The organism is Naasia aerilata, assembly GCF_030296595.1.
GTDB lineage: Bacteria > Actinomycetota > Actinomycetes > Actinomycetales > Microbacteriaceae > Naasia > Naasia aerilata.
In genome coordinates this window covers 2638560-2655656 of record NZ_AP027731.1, presented here as the reverse complement: position 1 = coordinate 2655656, position 17097 = coordinate 2638560, and the positions used below count along the sequence as shown (strand labels likewise).

Below are 17097 nucleotides of genomic sequence, written 5' to 3'. Positions count from 1 at the left end.
CCAGGGGTGAATGGCGGGGCCTCCCCGCGACGACGAAACTCCTCGTGCGAACCGCTCAGACGATGACGTCGAGTATCCGGTGGGCCACCGACAGCTTGTCGCCCGCGGCCTCACTCACTATAGAGCCGGCCCGATCGAGCACCGTGACCGTGTTACGAGGGGTGCCGAAACCTTCCGCCCAGCCCACCCTGTTGAGGACGAGGTAGTCGACGCCCTTCCGCGCCGCCTTCTCCCGAGCCATCTCGAGGAGGCGCGCGGAGTCCTGCTCCGTCTCGGCGGCGAAGCCGATCACGATCTGTCCCTCCGGCCGCTCGGCCGCCAGCCGGCCGGACGTGAGCTCGCGGAGGATGTCCGGGTTGCGCACCAGGCGGAGGTCGTACTCCTCCCCCATCGACTCCTTCTTGAGCTTCGCGTCCGCGACGCGCTCCGGGCGGTAGTCGGCGACCGCCGCGGCCATGATCACGGTGTCGGCGAGGGCCGCGCCCTCCGCGACGGCCGCGGCGAGCTGCTCGGTGGTCTCGACGGTGCGGACCTCGACGCCGAGCGGGGCCGGCACCTCGAGGTGGGCGGCGATCAGCGTGACGCTCGCACCGCGGTCTCGCGCGGCCTCGGCCAGTGCGACGCCTTGGCGTCCGCTCGACCGGTTGCCCAGGAAGCGGACAGGGTCGAGCGGCTCTCGCGTGCCCCCGCGGTGACGAGGATGCGGCGGCCGGCGAGGTCCTGGGGCCGCACCGCAGCCAGTGCCGCAGCGAGGATCTCCTCGGGCTCGGCCATGCGCCCGGGGCCGACGTCGGATCCGGTGAGGGCGCCAACGCCGGGTCCGACGATGTGCGCGCCGCGCTCGCGGAGGAGGGCGACGTTGGCGACGGTGGAGGGTGCTGCCACATCTCCGTGTGCATCGCGGGGGCGAGCACGAGCGGAGCCGAGCTCGCGAGCACGGTGGTGCCGAGCAGGTCGTCGGCGATGCCGGTCGCGAGCCGAGCGAGCGTGTTGGCCGTTGCGGGTGCGACCACGATCACGTCGGCGGACTGGCCGAGCGCGACATGGCGCACCTGGGCGACGCCCTCGTACAGGTCGGTGCCGACCGGATTCCGGCTGATCGCCTCGAGCGTGGGCAGCCCCACGAAGCGCAGAGCCGCCTCCGTCGCTATGACGTGGACGTCGTGCCCGGCCAGCACGAAGAGGCGTACAAGGCCGACGGCCTTGTACGCCGCGATGCCGCCGGTGATCCCGACGACGACGCGCAGTCGATCGCCGGGAGTCATCCCCGGCTCAGAGGGCGCGGACGACGAGCTTGTCCTCGTTGATCTCGCGCAGCGCCACCGAGAGCGGCTTGTCGTCGATCGAGGAGTCGACCAGGGGGCCGACGTTGTCGAAGAGGCTTCCTCGTGGAGGTCGGCGTAGTAGTCGTTGATCTGGCGGGCCCGCTTGCTGGCGAACAGCACCAGGGCGTACTTGGAGTCCACCTTGCTCAGGAGGTCGTCGATCGGCGGGTCGATGATGCCCGCGGACTTGTTGGTGGTCATGGGTCCTCCTCTGTCGCCGGGCGTCAGTCGCCGGGCGAAGTCGGCATCAAGTCTACAACCTCGCGCGCGGCGGTCTCCACGTCCGAGTTGACGACGCGGTAGTCGAACTCGTCCTGGGCGGCGAGCTCCTCCCGGGCCGTCACGAGCCGGCGGTCCTGCTCGTCCTGGTCCTCGGTGCCGCGGCCGGTGAGCCGGCGGACGAGCTCGTCCCAGCTGGGCGGCAGCAGGAACACGAGGCGCGCCTCGGGGAAGACCTCGCGCACCTGGCGGGCGCCCTGGATGTCGATCTCGAGCAGGACGCTCTTGCCCTCGGCCAGCGCCTGGGTGATCGGGCTCCGCGGCGTGCCGTAGCGGTAGGCGTTGTGCACCCTCGCCCACTCGAGGAACTCGCCGGCCTCGATCATCCGGTCGAACTCGGCGTCGTCGACGAAGTAGTAGGTCACGCCCTCGATCTCGCCGGGGCGGGGCGGGCGCGTCGTCGCGCTGACCGAGAGGAGGACGTCCGGGTGGTGGTCGCGGATGTGCGCGGAGACGGTGCCCTTGCCGACGGCGGTCGGGCCCGCGAGGACCACGAGGGCGCCAGGCTCGATCTTGCGCTTCTGCCGCTCGACGAGGAACTCGCGCAGCCGCTTCTTCTGATGCACGCCGAGCCCGCCGACGCGCTTGGACGGGGAGATGCCCAGCTCGCTCATGATGCGCGCGGTCCGCGTCGGCCCGAGCCACGGGATGCTGCCGATCAGCTCGCTGACCCGGAGCGTCGCCTCGGCGGGGTTCTCGGGCGTCGCGGCGTCGAGCACCTCGCCCGCCGTCCGCTCGCCGCTCGCGATCTGGCGCTTCACCTCGGCGCGGGCGCGCCGGGCCGCAACGGCGGCACGGGACCCCGCGATTCGGTCGACCTCAGGCGGCTTCACGCGTACGCCTCCGCCACCTGCTGCACCTGCGCGTCGATCGCGGCACGGATGCCGCCGGTCCCCGCGGAGAGGATGCTCCGCGACGCGGTGACGATCACCTGGTCGGCCGCGACGCCGAAGATGCGGCGCACCTGGCTGAAGTCCGCGCCCTGGTAGCCGAAGCCGGGGGCGAGGATCGGGGCGGCGGGCGGCGCCGCGAGCTCGTCGAGGTCGATGCCGACATCCTGGAAGTCGATGGTCGCGCCGAGCACGACGCCGATGGAGCCGAGTCGCTGCCCCACCTGGTGCTCCGAGTTCCAGCCGGCCACGCGGGACGCGAGTCCGCCGGCGACGGTCTTTCCCGCCTGCGTCTCCCGCTGGATGATCGACGTCTGCACCGCCATGGCCTCCGGGTTCGACGTGGCCGACAGGACCAGCAGACCCTTGCCGGCGTTCTCGGCGAACTCGAGCGGCGCCTGCAGGGCGCCGAACCCCTGATAGGCGCTGATCGTCATGGCGTCGACCTCGAGCGGCGAGCCGGGGCTCAGCCAGGCCTGCGCGTACGCCTCGAGCGTCGAGCCGAGGTCGCCGCGCTTGACGTCGCCGATGACCACGAGCCCGGCCTTGCGCGCCTCGACGAGCACGTCCTCGAGGACGCGGAAGCCGATGGAGCCGAACCGCTCGTAGAAGGCGACCTGCGGCTTCACGATGCCCACGCGACCGGCGCACGCCTCGATGACCCGCAGCCCGAACTCGTGGGCGCCGACCGCGCTGAGCGGCAGCCCCCACTCCTTCAGCAGGTACTCGTGCGGGTCGATGCCGATGCACAGGTGGCCGTAGGCGTCGAACGCGGCGGCGAGGCGATCGCCGAACGGCGTCGGGGGTGTCCCGGTCATCCGAGGGCACTCCTTCCGGGTTTGAGGTCGGCAGCTCCCGAAGCCGAGGCGGCGCGCTGATCAGCGTATTCCTGCAGCGACGTCACTTCGAATCCTGCGCGGATCGCCTCGACGGACGCGACAGCAGCGGACAGCTGAGCGATGGTCGTGAACAGCGGCTTGTCGCCCGCCACGGCGGCGGCGCGGATCTCATAGCCGTCGGCTCGAGCGGTCCCGCCGCTGGGGGTGTTGATGACGATGTCCACGTCGCTCTGCTCGATGAGGTCCACGATCGTCGGCGCCCCCTCGAGTCCGGCGCGCTCGCTGTGCTTGTGCACGACGCGCGCCTCGATGCCGTTGCGGCGGAGCACCTCGGCGGTGCCCTCGGTCGCGAGGATCGAGTAGCCGAGCTGCTTCAGCCAGAGCACGGGCAGGATGATCGACCGCTTGTCGCGGTCCGCCACGGACACGAACACCGATCCCTCGAGCGGCATGCCGCCGTACGCGGCCTCCTGGCTCTTCGCGAACGCGCGCGGGAAGTCGCGATCGATGCCCATGACCTCGCCGGTCGAGCGCATCTCGGGGCCGAGGAGGGTGTCGACGATCTTGCCCTCGGGAGTCCGGAAGCGCTTGAACGGCAGGACCGCCTCCTTGACGGCGACGGGCGAGTCGGCGGGAACGTCGGAGCCGTCCCGCTCGGGCAGCATGCCGGAGGCGAGGAGCGACTCGACGGTCTCCCCCACCATGAGCAGCGACGCCGCCTTGGCGAGCGGGATGCCGAGCGCCTTGGACACGAACGGCACGGTGCGGGACGCACGCGGGTTCGCCTCGAGCACGTAGAGCACGCCGGCGCCGATCGCGAACTGGACGTTGAGGAGGCCCCGGACCCCGATGCCCTGCGCGATCGCGAGGGTGGCATCCCGGACCGCCTGGAGCTGCCCGCGACCGAGCGTCACGGGCGGCAGGGTGCAGCTCGAGTCGCCGGAGTGGATGCCGGCCTCCTCGATGTGCTCCATGATGCCGCCGATGTACAGCCGCTCCCCGTCGTAGAGCGCGTCGACGTCGATCTCGATCGCGTCGTCGAGGAACCGGTCGACGAGCAGCGGATTCGTCGGGCCGACGATGCCCTGCCCCTCGATGCGGCGGAAGTAGTCGACGAGAGTTTCGGCGTCGTAGACGATCTCCATGCCCCGGCCGCCGAGCACGTAGGACGGGCGGACGAGCACCGGGTAGCCGATGCCCTCTGCCGCCTCCAAGGCGCCGGTGACGTCGGTCGCGGTCCCGTTCTTGGGGGCGAGCAGGCCGGCGTCCCGGAGGATGCCGGCGAAGAGCCCGCGCTCCTCGGCGAGGTCGATCGCGGACGGCGAGGTGCCGAGGATCGGCACGCCGGCCGCCTCCAGCCCCTTCGCGAGGCCGAGCGCGGTCTGACCGCCGAGCTGGACGACCACTCCGACGAGGGTGCCGGATCCGCTCTCCGCCTCGATCACCTCGAGCACGTCCTCGAGCGTCAGCGGCTCGAAGTACAGCCGGTCCGAGGTGTCGTAGTCGGTCGACACCGTCTCCGGGTTGCAGTTGATCATGATCGTCTCGAATCCGGCGCCGGAGAGCGCGAACGCCGCGTGCACGCACGAGTAGTCGAACTCGACGCCCTGCCCGATGCGGTTGGGTCCGGAGCCCAGGATGACGACCTTGCGCCGGTCGCTCGGCTCGACCTCCGTCTCCTCGTCGTAGGACGAGTAGTGGTACGGCGTGAGCGCCGGGAACTCCCCGCGCACGTGTCGACGGTCTTGTAGACCGGGCGCACCCCGAGCGCGTGCCGGACCGCGCGGACCTCCGCCTCGCCGAGGCCGCGCAGCTCGCCGAGCTGCGCGTCGGAGAATCCGTGACCCTTGGCGAGCCGCAGGAGGTCCGCATCGAGCTCGGGGGCGGCGGCGATCTCCGCGGCGATCTCGTTGATCAGCACGATCTGGTCGAGGAACCAGGGGTCGATCCCGGTCGCCTCGTACAGCTGCTCGACGGTCGCGCCGGCGAACAGCGCGCGCTGCACGGTCACGATGCGGCCGTCCGTCGGGATGCTCGCGCGCTCGACGAGCGTCGCCACGGCCTCCGTCGAGGGCGTCCAGCTGAAAGAGGATCCGCGCTTCTCGAGCGAACGGAGCGCCTTCTGCAGCGCCGTCGTGTAGTTGCGGCCGATGGCCATGGCCTCGCCGACGCTCTTCATCGTCGTCGTGAGGCGGGCGTCGGCCGCCGGGAACTTCTCGAACGCGAACCGCGGGACCTTGACGACGATGTAGTCGAGGGTCGGCTCGAAGCTCGCGGGCGTGACACCCGTGATGTCGTTCGGGATCTCGTCGAGCCGGTAGCCGATGGCGAGCTTGGCGGCGATCTTCGCGATCGGGAAGCCGGTCGCCTTGCTCGCCAGGGCGCTCGACCGGGACACGCGGGGGTTCATCTCGATGACGATGATCCGGCCGGTCGACGGCTCGACGGCGAACTGGATGTTGCAGCCGCCGGTGTCGACCCCGACGAGGCGGATGATGTCGATGCCGATGTCGCGCAGCCGCTGGTACTCGCGGTCCGTCAGGGTGAGTGCGGGGGCGACGGTGATCGAGTCGCCGGTGTGCACGCCGACCGGGTCGACGTTCTCGATGGAGCAGACCACGACCGTGTTGTCGGCCTGGTCGCGCATGAGCTCGAGCTCGTACTCCTTCCAGCCGAGGATGCTCTCCTCGAGCAGCACCTCGGCGGTCGGGCTCGAGTGCAGGCCGTCGCCGACGATCCGCCGGAGCTCCTCGGGGGTGTACGCGAAGCCGGAGCCGAGCCCGCCCATCGTGAAGGAGGGACGGACGACGAGCGGGTAGCCGAGGTCCTCGGCGTAGCCGAGCGCCTCCTCGACCGTGTGCGCGATGTAGGAGCGAGCCACCTCAGCGCCCGCCTGGATCACGAGGTCCTTGAAGAGCTGCCGGTCCTCGCCCTTCCGGATCGCCTCGACCTTGGCGCCGATCAGCTCGACGCCGTACTTCGCGAGGATCCCCTGCTCGTGCAGCGCGATAGCGGCGTTGAGCGCGGTCTGGCCGCCCAGGGTCGGCAGGATCGCGTCCGGCTTCTCCTTCGCGATGATCGTCTCGATCACGGCCGGGGTGATGGGCTCCACGTAGGTCGCGTCCGCGAAGTCGGGGTCGGTCATGATCGTCGCCGGGTTCGAGTTGACCAGGATGACGCGGACGCCCTCCTCGCGCAGCACGCGGCACGCCTGGGTGCCCGAGTAGTCGAACTCCACGGCCTGGCCGATGACGATCGGCCCGGAGCCGATGACGAGGACGCTCCGGATGTCGTCGCGCTTGGGCATCAGGCGTCCTTCCCGGTCTGCGTGGGTGCGGCGGGCTCGGTTCCACTCGTGAGGCCCGCCGCCTCGGCGCCCTGGCGCGGCGAGGCGTCGCGGGGCGTGACCTGCGGCTCGGCCTCGACGGCGATCGCCTCCTCCTTCGACCGCTGCGACGCGAGCACCATGTCACGGAAGCGGTCGAACAGGTACTGGGAGTCGTGCGGCCCGGCCGCGGCCTCCGGGTGGTACTGGACGCTGAACGCCGGGATGTCGAGGCACGCGATGCCCTCGACCACGTCGTCGTTGAGGTCGACGTGGGTCACCTCGGCGCGACCGAAGCCGGCCGGGGTCTCGACGGGGCCGTCGAGGGGCGCGTCGACCGCGAAGCCGTGGTTGTGCGCGGTGATCTCCACGCGGCCGGTCCGCCGGTCGAGCACCGGCTGGTTGATGCCGCGGTGGCCGAACGGCAGCTTGTAGGTGCCGAAGCCGAGCGCCCGGCCGAGCAGCTGGTTGCCGAAGCAAATGCCGAAGAAGGGCGTGCCGCGGCGGAGGACTGCCCGCAGCAGCTCCACGTGGTCGTCCGACGCTCCCGGATCGCCGGGTCCGTTCGAGTAGAAGACGGCGGAGGGGTCGAGCGCGAAGAGCTCCTCCGCGGTGACGGACTCGGGGACGACGTGCACGTCGAACCCGCGCTCGGCGAGGGCGCGGATGGTGGCCGCCTTGATGCCGAGGTCGACGATCGCGACGGAGCCGATCCGCTCCGCCGTGGCCTCCACCGTGTAGAGCACGGGGGTCGACACCGCGGTGGACAGGTGGGAGCCCGTCATCTCCGGGCTCTCGCGCACGAGGCCGAGCTGGTCGTGCGCCTCGAGGTCGGCGTCGGCGCCCGAGAAGATCCCGGCGCGCATGGCGCCCTTGTCGCGCAGGTGCCGGGTGACCGCACGGGTGTCGATGCCGCTGATGCCCACGACGCCCTGCGTCTCGAGGTCGTCGTCGAGGCTGCGCACGGCGCGGTGGTTGGACACCGTCCGTGACGGGTCCCGGACGACGTAGCCGGCGACCCAGATGCGGCTGGACTCGGGGTCCTCGTCGTTCACGCCGGTGTTGCCGATGTGCGGCGCCGTCTGCAGGACGATCTGGCCGGCGTAGGACGGGTCGGTGATGGTCTCCTGGTAGCCGGTCATCCCGGTGGCGAACACGGCCTCGCCGAAGGTCCGCCCCCGCGCGCCGTACGCCTGGCCGCTGAAGCGGCGGCCGTCCTCGAGGACCAGCACCGCCTTCTCGCGTGCACGCACTCAGTTCTCTCTTTCGCTGGTGTCCGGACTCGACGCTATCGAACCGCGCGCGATGCGCTGAACCGCGTCGAGGATGGAGGTGCCGTCGGCCGGGGAGGCCGGACGGAGATAGGTGTCGACGGCGGTGCCGCCGAGCTGCCAGGCGATCCGCACGAGACCGCCGGGCTCGACGCCCTTGTCGATCGCGTAGGTCGCGCGGCCCGCGGAGTCGAGCTCCGCCGCCGGGATCCAGGCCGCATCCCGGCCCTGGATCGCGAGTGAGACGCCGCCGGGGAAGACCTGCACGGTCGAGCGCGCCCGCATCCCGAGGCCCTGCACCGCCACGCGCTGGAGCGGCTGGTCGCGGAGGGTCGTGGCCACGTAGAGCGCGTCGGCGGTCAGCGTCGGCACGCCGGGATCGGCGGGAAGCGCCGCGACCGTGCCGATGTCCGCCTGCCGGCGCTGCAGCCGGCGCCAGCCGAGCAGCATGCCGATCCCCGCGAGCACGAGGAGGGCGATCAGAATGATCGTGGGGACGAGCTGATCACGCACGGCGGACCTCCTCGGATTCGCGCAGCGCCCCGTCGAGCACGGTCGGCCGTCCGTCGTGGAAGACGGCGACGACGCGGCCGGGCAGGGAGCGGCCCAGGTAGGGCGAGTTGCGGCTGCGTCCTGCCAGATCACCGACCGCGAAGTCGCGCCGAGCGGCAGGGTCGTAGAGCGTGACCTCGGCGGCCGCTCCGGGGACGAGCGCCTGCCCGTGTCCCTCGACGCCGCCGATTCGGGCAGGCGCGGCCGACATCACGCGCGCGATCCCGGCCCAGTCCAGAAGCCCCGACTCGACCATCGCCTCGTGCACGACGGGCAGCGCCGACTCGAGCCCCACCATGCCGTTCGCGGCGGCGCTCCACTCGCAGGTCTTGGCGTCCTGTCCGTGCGGCGCGTGGTCGGTCGCGACGACGTCGATCGTGCCGTCGGCGAGGCCGGCTCGGACCGCGGCCACGTCGTCGTCCGACCGCAGCGGCGGGTTCACCTTGTAGCGCGCGTCGTAGCCGTCCGCGAGCCGGTCCGTCAGCAGCAGGTGGTGCGGGGTGACCTCCGCGGTCACGTCGATGCCCCGGCTCTTCGCCCAGCGCAGCAGCTCGACCGATCCCGCGGTGGAGACATGGCAGATGTGCAGGCGCGCCCCGGTGTGCTGGGCCAGCAGGACGTCCCGGGCGATGATCGCCTCCTCCGCCACCGCGGGCCATCCCGCGAGGCCGAGCTCGGCGCTCGTCGGGCCCTCGTTCAGCTGGGCGCCGATCGTGAGCCGCGGCTCCTGGGCGTGCTGCGCCAGCACTCCGCCGAACCCGCGGATGTACTCGAGCGCCCGCCGCATGAGCAGCGGGTCCGCGACGCACGAGCCGTCGTCGCTGAACATGCGCACCCGCGCGCGGGAGCGGGCCATCCCGCCGATGTCCGCGAGCTGCTCGCCGCCGAGGCCGCGCGTGACGGCGCCGATGGGGCGGACGGTCACGTACCCCGCGGCCTCACCCAGGGCGAGCACCTGCTCGACGACGCTCGCGGTGTCGGCGACCGGGTCGGTGTTCGCCATGGCGCTCACCGCGGTGTAGCCGCCTGCGGCCGCGGCACGGGATCCGCTCAGCACCGTCTCCGCCCCTCGCCGCCCGGCTCGCGCAGGTGGGTGTGCAGGTCGACGAGGCCCGGCAGGGCGACGAGCCCGGCCGCATCGATGCGCGTCGCCCCGGCTCGGGACAGCCCGGTGCCGACCTCGGCGAGAATTCCGTCCTCGAGCAGCAGGTCGGCGGTCGAGCCGTCGGGCAGGGTGGCCCCGGCGAGCAGATAGGCGGTCATGCCGCACCTCCGGCGAGCGTCAGATACAGGGCGGCCATGCGCGTCGCGACGCCGTTGGCGACCTGCTCGCGCACGGTGGACCGGAGCGAGTCGGCCGCCTCGGACGCAATCTCGAAGCCGCGGTTCATGGGTCCGGGGTGCATCACGATGGTCCGCTCCGGCAGCGCGCGGAACCGGGCGCCGGTCAGGCCCCAGTTCGCCGAGTACTCGCGGGTGCTCGGGAAGAAGGCGTCGGCCATCCGCTCGCGCTGGACCCGGAGCATCATGACGGCGTCCGGGTCGGTGTCGGCGATGGCGGCGTCGAGGTCGTGGACGGCGGTCACCGGCCACCCCTCGATCCCGTGCGGGAGTAGCGTCGGCGGCCCCACGAGCGTCACCTCCGCGCCGAGAGTGGCGAGCAGCCACACGTTCGAGCGGGCGACCCGCGAGTGCAGGATGTCGCCGACGATGAGCACCCGCACGCCGTCGAGCGCGCGCCCCCGTCCGGCATCGCCGTGCAGGCGCCTGCGGAGGGTGAAGGCGTCGAGGAGCGCCTGCGTCGGATGCTCGTGCGTGCCGTCGCCGGCATTGACGACGCTTGCCGCGATCCAGCCGCTGCGCGCCAGCACGGCGGGGGCGCCGGAGGCCCAGTGGCGGATCACGATGCCGTCCGCGCCGATCGCCTCCAGGGTCTGCGCGGTGTCCTGCAGCGACTCCCCTTGGAGACGCTCGAGCCCTTCGCGGCGAAGCTGATGACGTCGGCGGAGAGGCGCTTCGCGGCCGCCTCGAAGGAGATGCGCGTGCGGGTGGAGTCCTCGAAGAAGAGGTTCACGACCGTCTTGCCGCGCAGCGTCGGCAGCTTCTTGACCTCCCGCTGCTGGGTCGCGGCCATGTCCTCGGCGACGTCGAGGATCCGCACGGCGGCGTCGCGGTCCAGGTCGCGGGTGGAGAGCAGGTGCTTCACGCGGCCTCTCCCCGTCCTCGAGCCGTGGACAGGGTACGGAGTCGAGCCGGTGGGCCTTCATGCTGCCTCTCCCCGTCCTCGATCGTCACCGCGTCGACGCCGTCGGTGCCGGTGAGCCGCACGTTGACCCGCTCGGTGGCGGCGGACGGCAGGTTCTTGCCCACGAAGTCGGGGCGGATGGGCAGCTCCCGGTGCCCGCGGTCCACGAGCACGGCGAGCCGCACGGCGGCGGGGCGGCCGTGGTCGGCGAGGGCGTCGAGCGCCGCGCGGATGGTGCGCCCCGAGTAGAGCACGTCGTCGACGAGCACCACCCTGCGCCCGTCGATGCCGCCGCCCGGCATCCGCGTGGGTGCGGTGCTGCGGACCGGGTTGCGGCCGAGGTCGTCGCGATACATGGTCACGTCCAGGGAGCCCACCGGGCAGACCCAGTCGCCGCCCGCGATGCGGGTGAGGAGCTCGGCGAGACGGTCGGCCAGCTCGACGCCGCGAGTGGGGATGCCGAGGAGCACGAGACCGTCGGTCCCCTTGTTGTCCTCGAGGATCTCGTGGGCGATGCGGGTCAGAGCCCGCGAGATGTCAGCCTGCTGCAGTACGGCACGCGCAGCCACCTGACCTCCTTCCCCGCCTCACTGGACGGCCTTAAAGGATGTCGAACGCCTCCACCCTACCCGCCCGCCAGGAACGCCGAGCGCGCCCCGACTTCTGCCCTCCTCGCCGCCCCGCCACCTGCGCGGATCAGGAAAATCGACGCGGATCAGGACGTCTGTTCCGTTTTGCCCGCGGATCAGGACGACACGCCGTCTCGGACAGACGCATGCCTGATCCGCGCCGCTCGCCCGCCTCCTGAAAGCACGCTGCGCACCGTCCTGATTACTCCCTCCCAGTCCTCCACGATCTGGCGGTAGGAGAACCGGAGCACGCGGTAGCCGAGCCGGCTGAGGGCCGCGTCCCGCCTTCGGTCGCGCTCGAACTCGACGGGCCCGGAGTGATGTCGGCCGCCGTCGCACTCGATCACGAGCCATCCGTCGAGGAGAAAGTCCACCCGGAAGGACCCCAGCACCACCTGCGTCTCCGCGAAGACGCCGGCATCCTCGAGTCCCACTCGCATCAGCGACTCCAGGACGCTTTCTGCTGCAGGATCGGAACGACCGAGGAGGCCGCGCTTGTCGCGGGGCATCAGGGACCGCAACTCCTCCAGAGACTCGGCGGGCAGGAGCGGCGGCCCGCCATCGGGTCTCCGTCCCGCGTCCACCATCCCGACGAACCAGCCGGCCGGCACACACGTGCTCGCCTCGCGAAGGGCCTCCACCAGGTCCACCCGAAAGCGCTGTCCGGCGGTGTCGCTCCAGTGCCAGACCACCGAACGGTCCTGACCCGCGGCGACCCGCCGTCCGTCGGAGGACGCTCGCAGCCTCGAGGCGTTCCTCGGCAGGCACACGTGCACGCGAGGATCCGGTGGCACCGGGAGGCCGTAGGACGCGGCTGCCGACACACATGTCAGGCGCCCGCCGACGCGCACGGCGCGCACGACATCCGGCGAGTGCCAAGGTGCGACGTACCAGCCGATCCTCGGCCGCAGGAGCTGTCCTTGCCTCATCATGGCGGCGACCTGGTAGCGGGAGAACCCGGCGGCGATGAGCTCCTGGAGGTGAGCTACTCCCTCGAGGCGGCGCATCTCGTGCTCAATGTGTGGTGGCATGCGGGTCACCTTGACGACTGGGGCCCTCACGCCGGTCCTGGGTAGGACCTCGGTGGAGGGTGCGTCGTGCCTCTCGCCGGTGGAGGGACCTGCGCGGATCAGGCATCGACGGTCCTGAGACGGCGTGTCGTCCTGACCCGCGTGCGAAATCCGCCGAGCTTCCTGATCTCCGTGAAATTTCCTGATCCGCGCAAGTGCGGTGCCCGACCCCGCCCTCGCCCTCGGCGGAAGAGGCGCCCGTGTCCCGGGGTGGGCGGGACACCCGCGTCCCGGGGAGGCGGGACCGCGTCCCGGAAGGACGGGATCGGCTCCCCTGGGGCCCGGGACGGCTCCGTTCCTAACGTCGGAGACACGCAGAAACCTGCACCGACCACCTCCAGAAAGGCTCCGCCGATGTCCACCCTCCTCACCCCCACCAAGCCCGTCTCCGCCGTTCCCGCCTCCGTCCGGACCGCTCCGCCGCTTCCCGTAGCGCGCCCCACCGGCTGGATCCTCCGCACCGAGGAGAAGGTGCTCGAAATCCTCCGGGTCGTGTCCGTGCCTGCGCTGCGCGTCGCCCTCGGCGTCGTCTTCGTCTGGTTCGGCGTCCTCAAGGTCATCGGCAAGAGCCCGATCGCGGACCTCGTCGCGAGCATGCTTCCGTTCCTCCCCGAGGACACGGTCGTGGTCGGCCTGGGCGCCTTCGAGGTCGTCGCCGGCCTCGCCCTCCTCGCCGGCGTCCTGGTGCCGTGGGTGTGCGCCGCGATGGTCGTCCATCTGATGACCACGTTCCTCGTGGCCGTCGTGCATCCGGCCGCGGTGTTCACCGACGGAAACCCGTTCCTCGCCACGATGAACGGCGAGTTCATCGCGAAGAACCTGGTGCTCATCGCCGGGGCACTGGTGGTCGCCGCCTTCAGCACCCCGCGGCGCGCGCGCTGATCGTCCTTCCTTCCCCCGTCCCCGCCGGGCGTGGGCCGGGATGTCGAGCAGGCCCCTCTGAGGGCCCCTCGCATCCCGGCTCGCGCCCGGCCTTCGTGTTGCGCGACGAGGATCGCAGGGTCAGGCTGGGCGACAGGGCCCGAGAGGAGGCGCCATGAGCCGCGTGCTCGTCGCCGTGATGCCGTTCACCGGCCACGTCGCCCCGTTCCGGGCAGTGGTGCGCGAGCTCGTGAGCCGGGGGCACGATGTCCGGGTCTACACCGGCGAGGCCTTCCGGGCCGGTTTCGAGGCGCTCGGCGCCCGGGTCCTGCCCTGGACGGAGGCGCCCGACTTCGATGAGAACGATCTGAGCGCCACGTTCCCCGCACTCCGGGGCCGCCCCGGCCCGCGCCAGCTGCTGGCGAACCTCGAGCAGCTGTTCCTGCGCACGGGCGTCGGGCAGCACAGGGACCTCGTCGCCGCCTGGCGGAGCGAGCCGTGGGATGTGCTGCTCGGCGATGCGCTCTCCACGGGCGCGTCCCTGGTGGCGGAGACGACGGGCTGCCGCTGGGCGAGCCTCAGTGTCGTGCCCCTCTCGATCCCGAGCCGCGACCTCCCGCCCGCCGGTTTGCGCCTCCGCCCCCACCACACGGCCGTCGGCGGGGCACGGGACGCCGCCCTGCGCTTCCTCGTCAACGTCGCGGGAGCGCCGCTGCAGCGCGCCTACCAGCAGGTCCGTGCCGGGGTGCAGCTGCCGCCGACCGACCGGCCCTTCTACCTGGCCTGGCTCTCCCCTCAGCTGCTCCTCGCGCTCGGCTCCCCCGCGCTCGACTACGGCCGCTCCGACCCGCCCCCGAACCTCGTCTACGTCGGGGCGATCCCGGCCACCTCGGACGCACCGCTCCCCGACTGGTGGGGGCAGGTGGCGAGCTCGACGCGTCCCGTCGTCTACGTCACGCAAGGCACGCAGAACGTCGACCCGACCCACCTGCTGGAGCCCGCCCTCGCCGCGCTGTCGGCACGGAACGTCCTCGTGGTGGCCAGCACGGGGATCCGCGGCCGCACCCGCCTGCCCTTCTCGGTGCCCGCAGGGACGAGAGTCGCCGACTTCGTGCCGCAGGACCGACTGATGCCCTTCACCTCGGTGATGATCACCAACGGGGGCTGGGGAGGTGTGCTCGGCGCCCTGAGCGCCGGCGTACCGCTGGTCGTGGCCGGCGGGGACCTCGACAAGCCGGACATCGCCGCCCGCGTCGCCTATGCCAGGGCCGGCATCGACCTCCGCACCGGACGGCCGAACGCCGCGCAGGTGCTCGCCGCCTACGACCGGCTGACGGCCGAGCCCGCGTTCCGTGCGACGGCCCGGCGACTCGGCACGGAGCTCCGCGACCTGGGCGGGGCGCCGCGGATCGCCGATGAGGTGGAGCGGCTCGCCGCCGCGTGACGCGGAGGGGCCTCAGCTCACCGCGGAGGCGCGGCCCACGGCCGCGAGCACGCCGTGCACGAAGCCCGAGGATTCGTCGGTGCTGAGCTCCTTGGCGAGCTCGACGGCCTCGTCGATGGCGACCGCGGCGGGCACCTCGTCGTTGAACTTGAGCTCCCACACGCCGATGCGGAGGATCGCGCGGTCCACGGCGGGCATGCGGGCGAGCGTCCAGCCCTGGGCGTGCTCGGCGATGAGGCCGTCGATCTCGGCGCGGTGATCCTCGACGCCGTCGACGATGTCCCGGGCATAGAGCCAGCTCGCCGCGCGCTGCGGCTCCCCTGCCGCCCGGCCCGCCTCGGCCTCGAGCAGCTCCCGGACCGGCGCCTGCCGGACATCGGCGGCGTAGAGGATGTCCAATGCCCGCTTGCGGGCCTTCGACCGAGCGCTCACGTCAGTCGTTCACCCGGCCGAGGTAGTCGCCCGTGCGGGTGTCGACCTTGACCTTGGTGCCGATCTCGACGAACAGGGGCACCTGGATCTGGTAGCCGGTCTCGATGTTGGCGGGCTTGGTGCCGGCGTTCGAGCGGTCGCCCTGAAGCCCCGGCTCCGTGTAGGTGATCTCCATGACGACGCTCGTCGGCAGCTCGACGTAGAGCGGGTTGCCGTTGTTGAGAGCGATGGTCGCGGACTGGTTCTCGAGGAGGAAGTTCGCGGCGTCGCCGACCACTCCCGCGGGAACGGTGATCTGGTCGTAGTCGGCGGTGTCCATGAAGACGAAGTCGTCGCCGTCGCGGTACAGGTACTGGAAGTCGCGGCGGTCGACGTTCTCGATCTCGATCTTGGCGCCCGCGTTGTACGTCTTGTCGACGACCTTGCCCGTGACGACGTTCTTGAGCTTGGTGCGCACGAACGCGCCGCCCTTGCCCGGCTTGACGTGCTGGAACTCGACGACGTTCCAGAGCTGGCCGTCGATGTTGAGCACGACGCCGTTGCGGATGTCAGCGGTAGAGGCCATGGGGGTCCTTATCGTTGCGCGGAAGGAGCGCCCGGGAACCGCCCGGAACGCCCCCAGAAGTGTAATGCCCCCGCGGTGCGGCTCTCAGCGGACCGCGGTGACGACGAGCGCCTGCATGCGGCTGGTGACCGGACCGGCGCCGTACGCCTCCTCGATCGCCACGGCGGCCGCGTCGGTCACCGCCCCGAGGTCGCCTCCGCGCGCCTCGATCTCAGCCCGCAGCGGCGTGCCCTGGCAGATCCCGACCGCGGGATCCCGAGGTGAGCTCGCGCGGCACGGCAGCGGCACGGTCTCGATGCCGACGTCGGAGAATCCGGCGGCGAGCACGTCGCTCCGGATCGCGGCCTGATCGCTGTAGCCGAACGGCGTGCGGGGGATGAAACGCGGCGGGTCGTCCGGGAAGGCGGCTTCCGCGACGTCGTTCACGATGCGCGTGAAGTCGTTGTGCTCGAGGGAGTCCCACACCGTGAAGACGTACCGGCCGCCGGGGCGCAGCACCCGCACCGCCTCGCGATAGCCCGCGTTCCGGTCCGGGAAGAACATGACGCCGAAGCTGCTCGTGAGCACGTCGAACTCGCCGTCGCCGAACGGCAGCTCTTGAGCGTCGGCGGGCAGCCACTCCACGCCGTCCATGCCGGGCTTCTCGGTGGCGACGGCGATCATGGCCGGGTTCAGGTCGGTGGCGACGATCTCGACAGCGGACGGCAGCCGCTCGCGCAGCGCCGTCGTGACGATCCCGGTCCCCGCCGCGATCTCCAGCAGCCGCCCGCTCGTCAGGTCCGCGAGCCGTGCGGCGAGCTCGCGAGCATAGGGCGCGAACATCATCGAGCCCAGGTGGCGCTCGTAGAGAGCGGGGATGCTGCCCGCGAACGCCGCATCTGGGGACGCCATCGTCCCCTCCTTCAGGTCAGGACCCGGCAGGAGCGCGGCGCAGGACCGCGGAGAGCGCGAGCCGATACGAGTCGAAGCCTAGACCTGCGATCACGCCGGTGGCCACGCCCGTCACGACGCTCGTGTGCCGGAACTCCTCGCGCGCGTGCGGGTTGGAGAGGTGCACCTCGATGAGCGGCAGTCCCGCCTCGGTGACGATCGAGACGGCGTCGCGGAGCGCGTAGGAGTAGTGCGTGAACGCGGCCGGGTTGAGGATGACGGGCATCGACGTGTCGACCGCCTCGTGCAGCCACCCGATGAGGGTGCCCTCGTCGTCGGTCTGCCGGAGGTCGACCGTGACGCCGTCCGGCGCGTCCTGCTCGAGCTGCGTCCGGAGGTCCTCGAGCGTCTCGCTGCCGTAGATGTCCGGCTCCCGGGTTCCGAGGCGCCCCAGGTTGGGTCCGTTGAGCACGAGCACGCGAGTCACGGCCCCCACCCTA

At 71.7% G+C, this 17097-nt stretch carries 12 protein-coding genes and 5 pseudogenes; 2 read left to right on the top strand and 15 right to left on the bottom strand.

Going from position 1 to position 17097, the window contains the following annotated elements; genetic code table 11:
- Positions 1–55: 55 nt before the first annotated feature.
- From coaBC to QUE51_RS13845, 11 genes and pseudogenes are all read right to left on the bottom strand, one after another.
- Positions 56–1247 (bottom strand): annotated as a pseudogene (gene coaBC / locus QUE51_RS13895) (bifunctional phosphopantothenoylcysteine decarboxylase/phosphopantothenate--cysteine ligase CoaBC).
- 25 nt (positions 1248–1272) lie between these two features.
- A pseudogene (rpoZ, locus tag QUE51_RS13890) lies at positions 1273–1526 on the bottom strand (DNA-directed RNA polymerase subunit omega).
- A 23-nt stretch (positions 1527–1549) separates the two neighbouring features.
- Positions 1550–2437 (bottom strand): guanylate kinase, encoded by an 888-nt coding sequence (gene gmk / locus QUE51_RS13885; RefSeq protein WP_286276962.1) that lies wholly within the window; start codon positions 2435–2437, stop codon positions 1550–1552.
- Entirely contained in the window at positions 2434–3312 is an 879-nt protein-coding gene (gene pyrF, locus QUE51_RS13880; RefSeq protein ID WP_286276961.1) for an orotidine-5'-phosphate decarboxylase, read from the bottom strand. The genes gmk and pyrF overlap by 4 nt, the downstream gene beginning before the upstream one ends.
- Positions 3309–6640, bottom strand: a pseudogene (gene carB, locus QUE51_RS13875) (carbamoyl-phosphate synthase large subunit). The gene pyrF and the pseudogene carB overlap by 4 nt, the downstream one beginning before the upstream one ends.
- Positions 6640–7911 carry a glutamine-hydrolyzing carbamoyl-phosphate synthase small subunit gene (carA, locus tag QUE51_RS13870; protein WP_286276960.1) on the bottom strand — a complete coding sequence of 424 codons (1272 nt, stop codon included), beginning with the start codon at positions 7909–7911 and terminating at the stop codon, positions 6640–6642. The pseudogene carB and the gene carA overlap by 1 nt, the downstream one beginning before the upstream one ends.
- Positions 7912–8442: a PH-like domain-containing protein gene (locus QUE51_RS13865; protein WP_286276958.1), complete on the bottom strand. Its 531-nt coding sequence runs from the start codon at positions 8440–8442 to the stop codon at positions 7912–7914.
- Positions 8435–9744, bottom strand: a pseudogene (locus QUE51_RS13860) (dihydroorotase). Before QUE51_RS13860 ends, QUE51_RS13865 begins: the two are co-directional and overlap by 8 nt.
- Positions 9741–10687: pseudogene (locus tag QUE51_RS13855) on the bottom strand (aspartate carbamoyltransferase catalytic subunit). The pseudogenes QUE51_RS13860 and QUE51_RS13855 overlap by 4 nt, the downstream one beginning before the upstream one ends.
- A complete protein-coding gene (gene pyrR, locus QUE51_RS13850; protein ID WP_286276957.1) occupies positions 10684–11295 on the bottom strand; it encodes a bifunctional pyr operon transcriptional regulator/uracil phosphoribosyltransferase PyrR in 612 nt (203 codons plus the stop codon). Before pyrR ends, QUE51_RS13855 begins: the two are co-directional and overlap by 4 nt.
- Before the next feature lie 176 nt (positions 11296–11471).
- A complete protein-coding gene (locus QUE51_RS13845) occupies positions 11472–12386 on the bottom strand; it encodes an endonuclease domain-containing protein (protein WP_286276956.1) in 915 nt (304 codons plus the stop codon).
- Positions 12387–12779: 393 nt separating this feature from the next.
- On the opposite strand from QUE51_RS13845, the gene QUE51_RS13840 reads away from it, so the two are divergent.
- Positions 12780–13307 (top strand): DoxX family protein, encoded by a 528-nt coding sequence (locus tag QUE51_RS13840; protein WP_286276955.1) that lies wholly within the window; start codon positions 12780–12782, stop codon positions 13305–13307.
- A 154-nt stretch (positions 13308–13461) separates the two neighbouring features.
- Entirely contained in the window at positions 13462–14730 is a 1269-nt protein-coding gene (locus QUE51_RS13835; RefSeq protein ID WP_286276953.1) for a glycosyltransferase, read from the top strand.
- Positions 14731–14742: 12 nt separating this feature from the next.
- Here QUE51_RS13835 and nusB read toward each other — a convergent pair whose 3' ends face one another.
- The 4 genes from nusB to aroQ form a co-directional block, all read right to left on the bottom strand.
- Complete coding sequence (nusB, locus tag QUE51_RS13830) at positions 14743–15162, bottom strand: transcription antitermination factor NusB (protein WP_286276952.1); 420 nt, start codon at positions 15160–15162, stop codon at positions 14743–14745.
- A gap of 1 nt (position 15163) precedes the next feature.
- Complete coding sequence (efp, locus tag QUE51_RS13825) at positions 15164–15727, bottom strand: elongation factor P (RefSeq protein WP_286276950.1); 564 nt, start codon at positions 15725–15727, stop codon at positions 15164–15166.
- A gap of 84 nt (positions 15728–15811) precedes the next feature.
- Positions 15812–16618 (bottom strand): class I SAM-dependent methyltransferase, encoded by an 807-nt coding sequence (locus QUE51_RS13820; RefSeq protein ID WP_286276948.1) that lies wholly within the window; start codon positions 16616–16618, stop codon positions 15812–15814.
- 16 nt (positions 16619–16634) lie between these two features.
- Entirely contained in the window at positions 16635–17084 is a 450-nt protein-coding gene (gene aroQ / locus QUE51_RS13815) for a type II 3-dehydroquinate dehydratase (RefSeq protein WP_286276947.1), read from the bottom strand.
- Between the last annotated feature and the right edge of the window lie 13 nt (positions 17085–17097).

Coding starts and splice junctions, on each gene's coding strand:
- pyrF (WP_286276961.1), bottom strand. CDS start 3,312: ATGACCGGGACACCCCCGACGCCGTTCGGCGATCGCCTCGCCGCCGCG.
- QUE51_RS13845 (WP_286276956.1), bottom strand. CDS start 12,386: ATGCCACCACACATTGAGCACGAGATGCGCCGCCTCGAGGGAGTAGCT.
- QUE51_RS13840 (WP_286276955.1), top strand. CDS start 12,780: ATGTCCACCCTCCTCACCCCCACCAAGCCCGTCTCCGCCGTTCCCGCC.
- QUE51_RS13835 (WP_286276953.1), top strand. CDS start 13,462: ATGAGCCGCGTGCTCGTCGCCGTGATGCCGTTCACCGGCCACGTCGCC.
- efp (WP_286276950.1), bottom strand. CDS start 15,727: ATGGCCTCTACCGCTGACATCCGCAACGGCGTCGTGCTCAACATCGAC.
- QUE51_RS13820 (WP_286276948.1), bottom strand. CDS start 16,618: ATGGCGTCCCCAGATGCGGCGTTCGCGGGCAGCATCCCCGCTCTCTAC.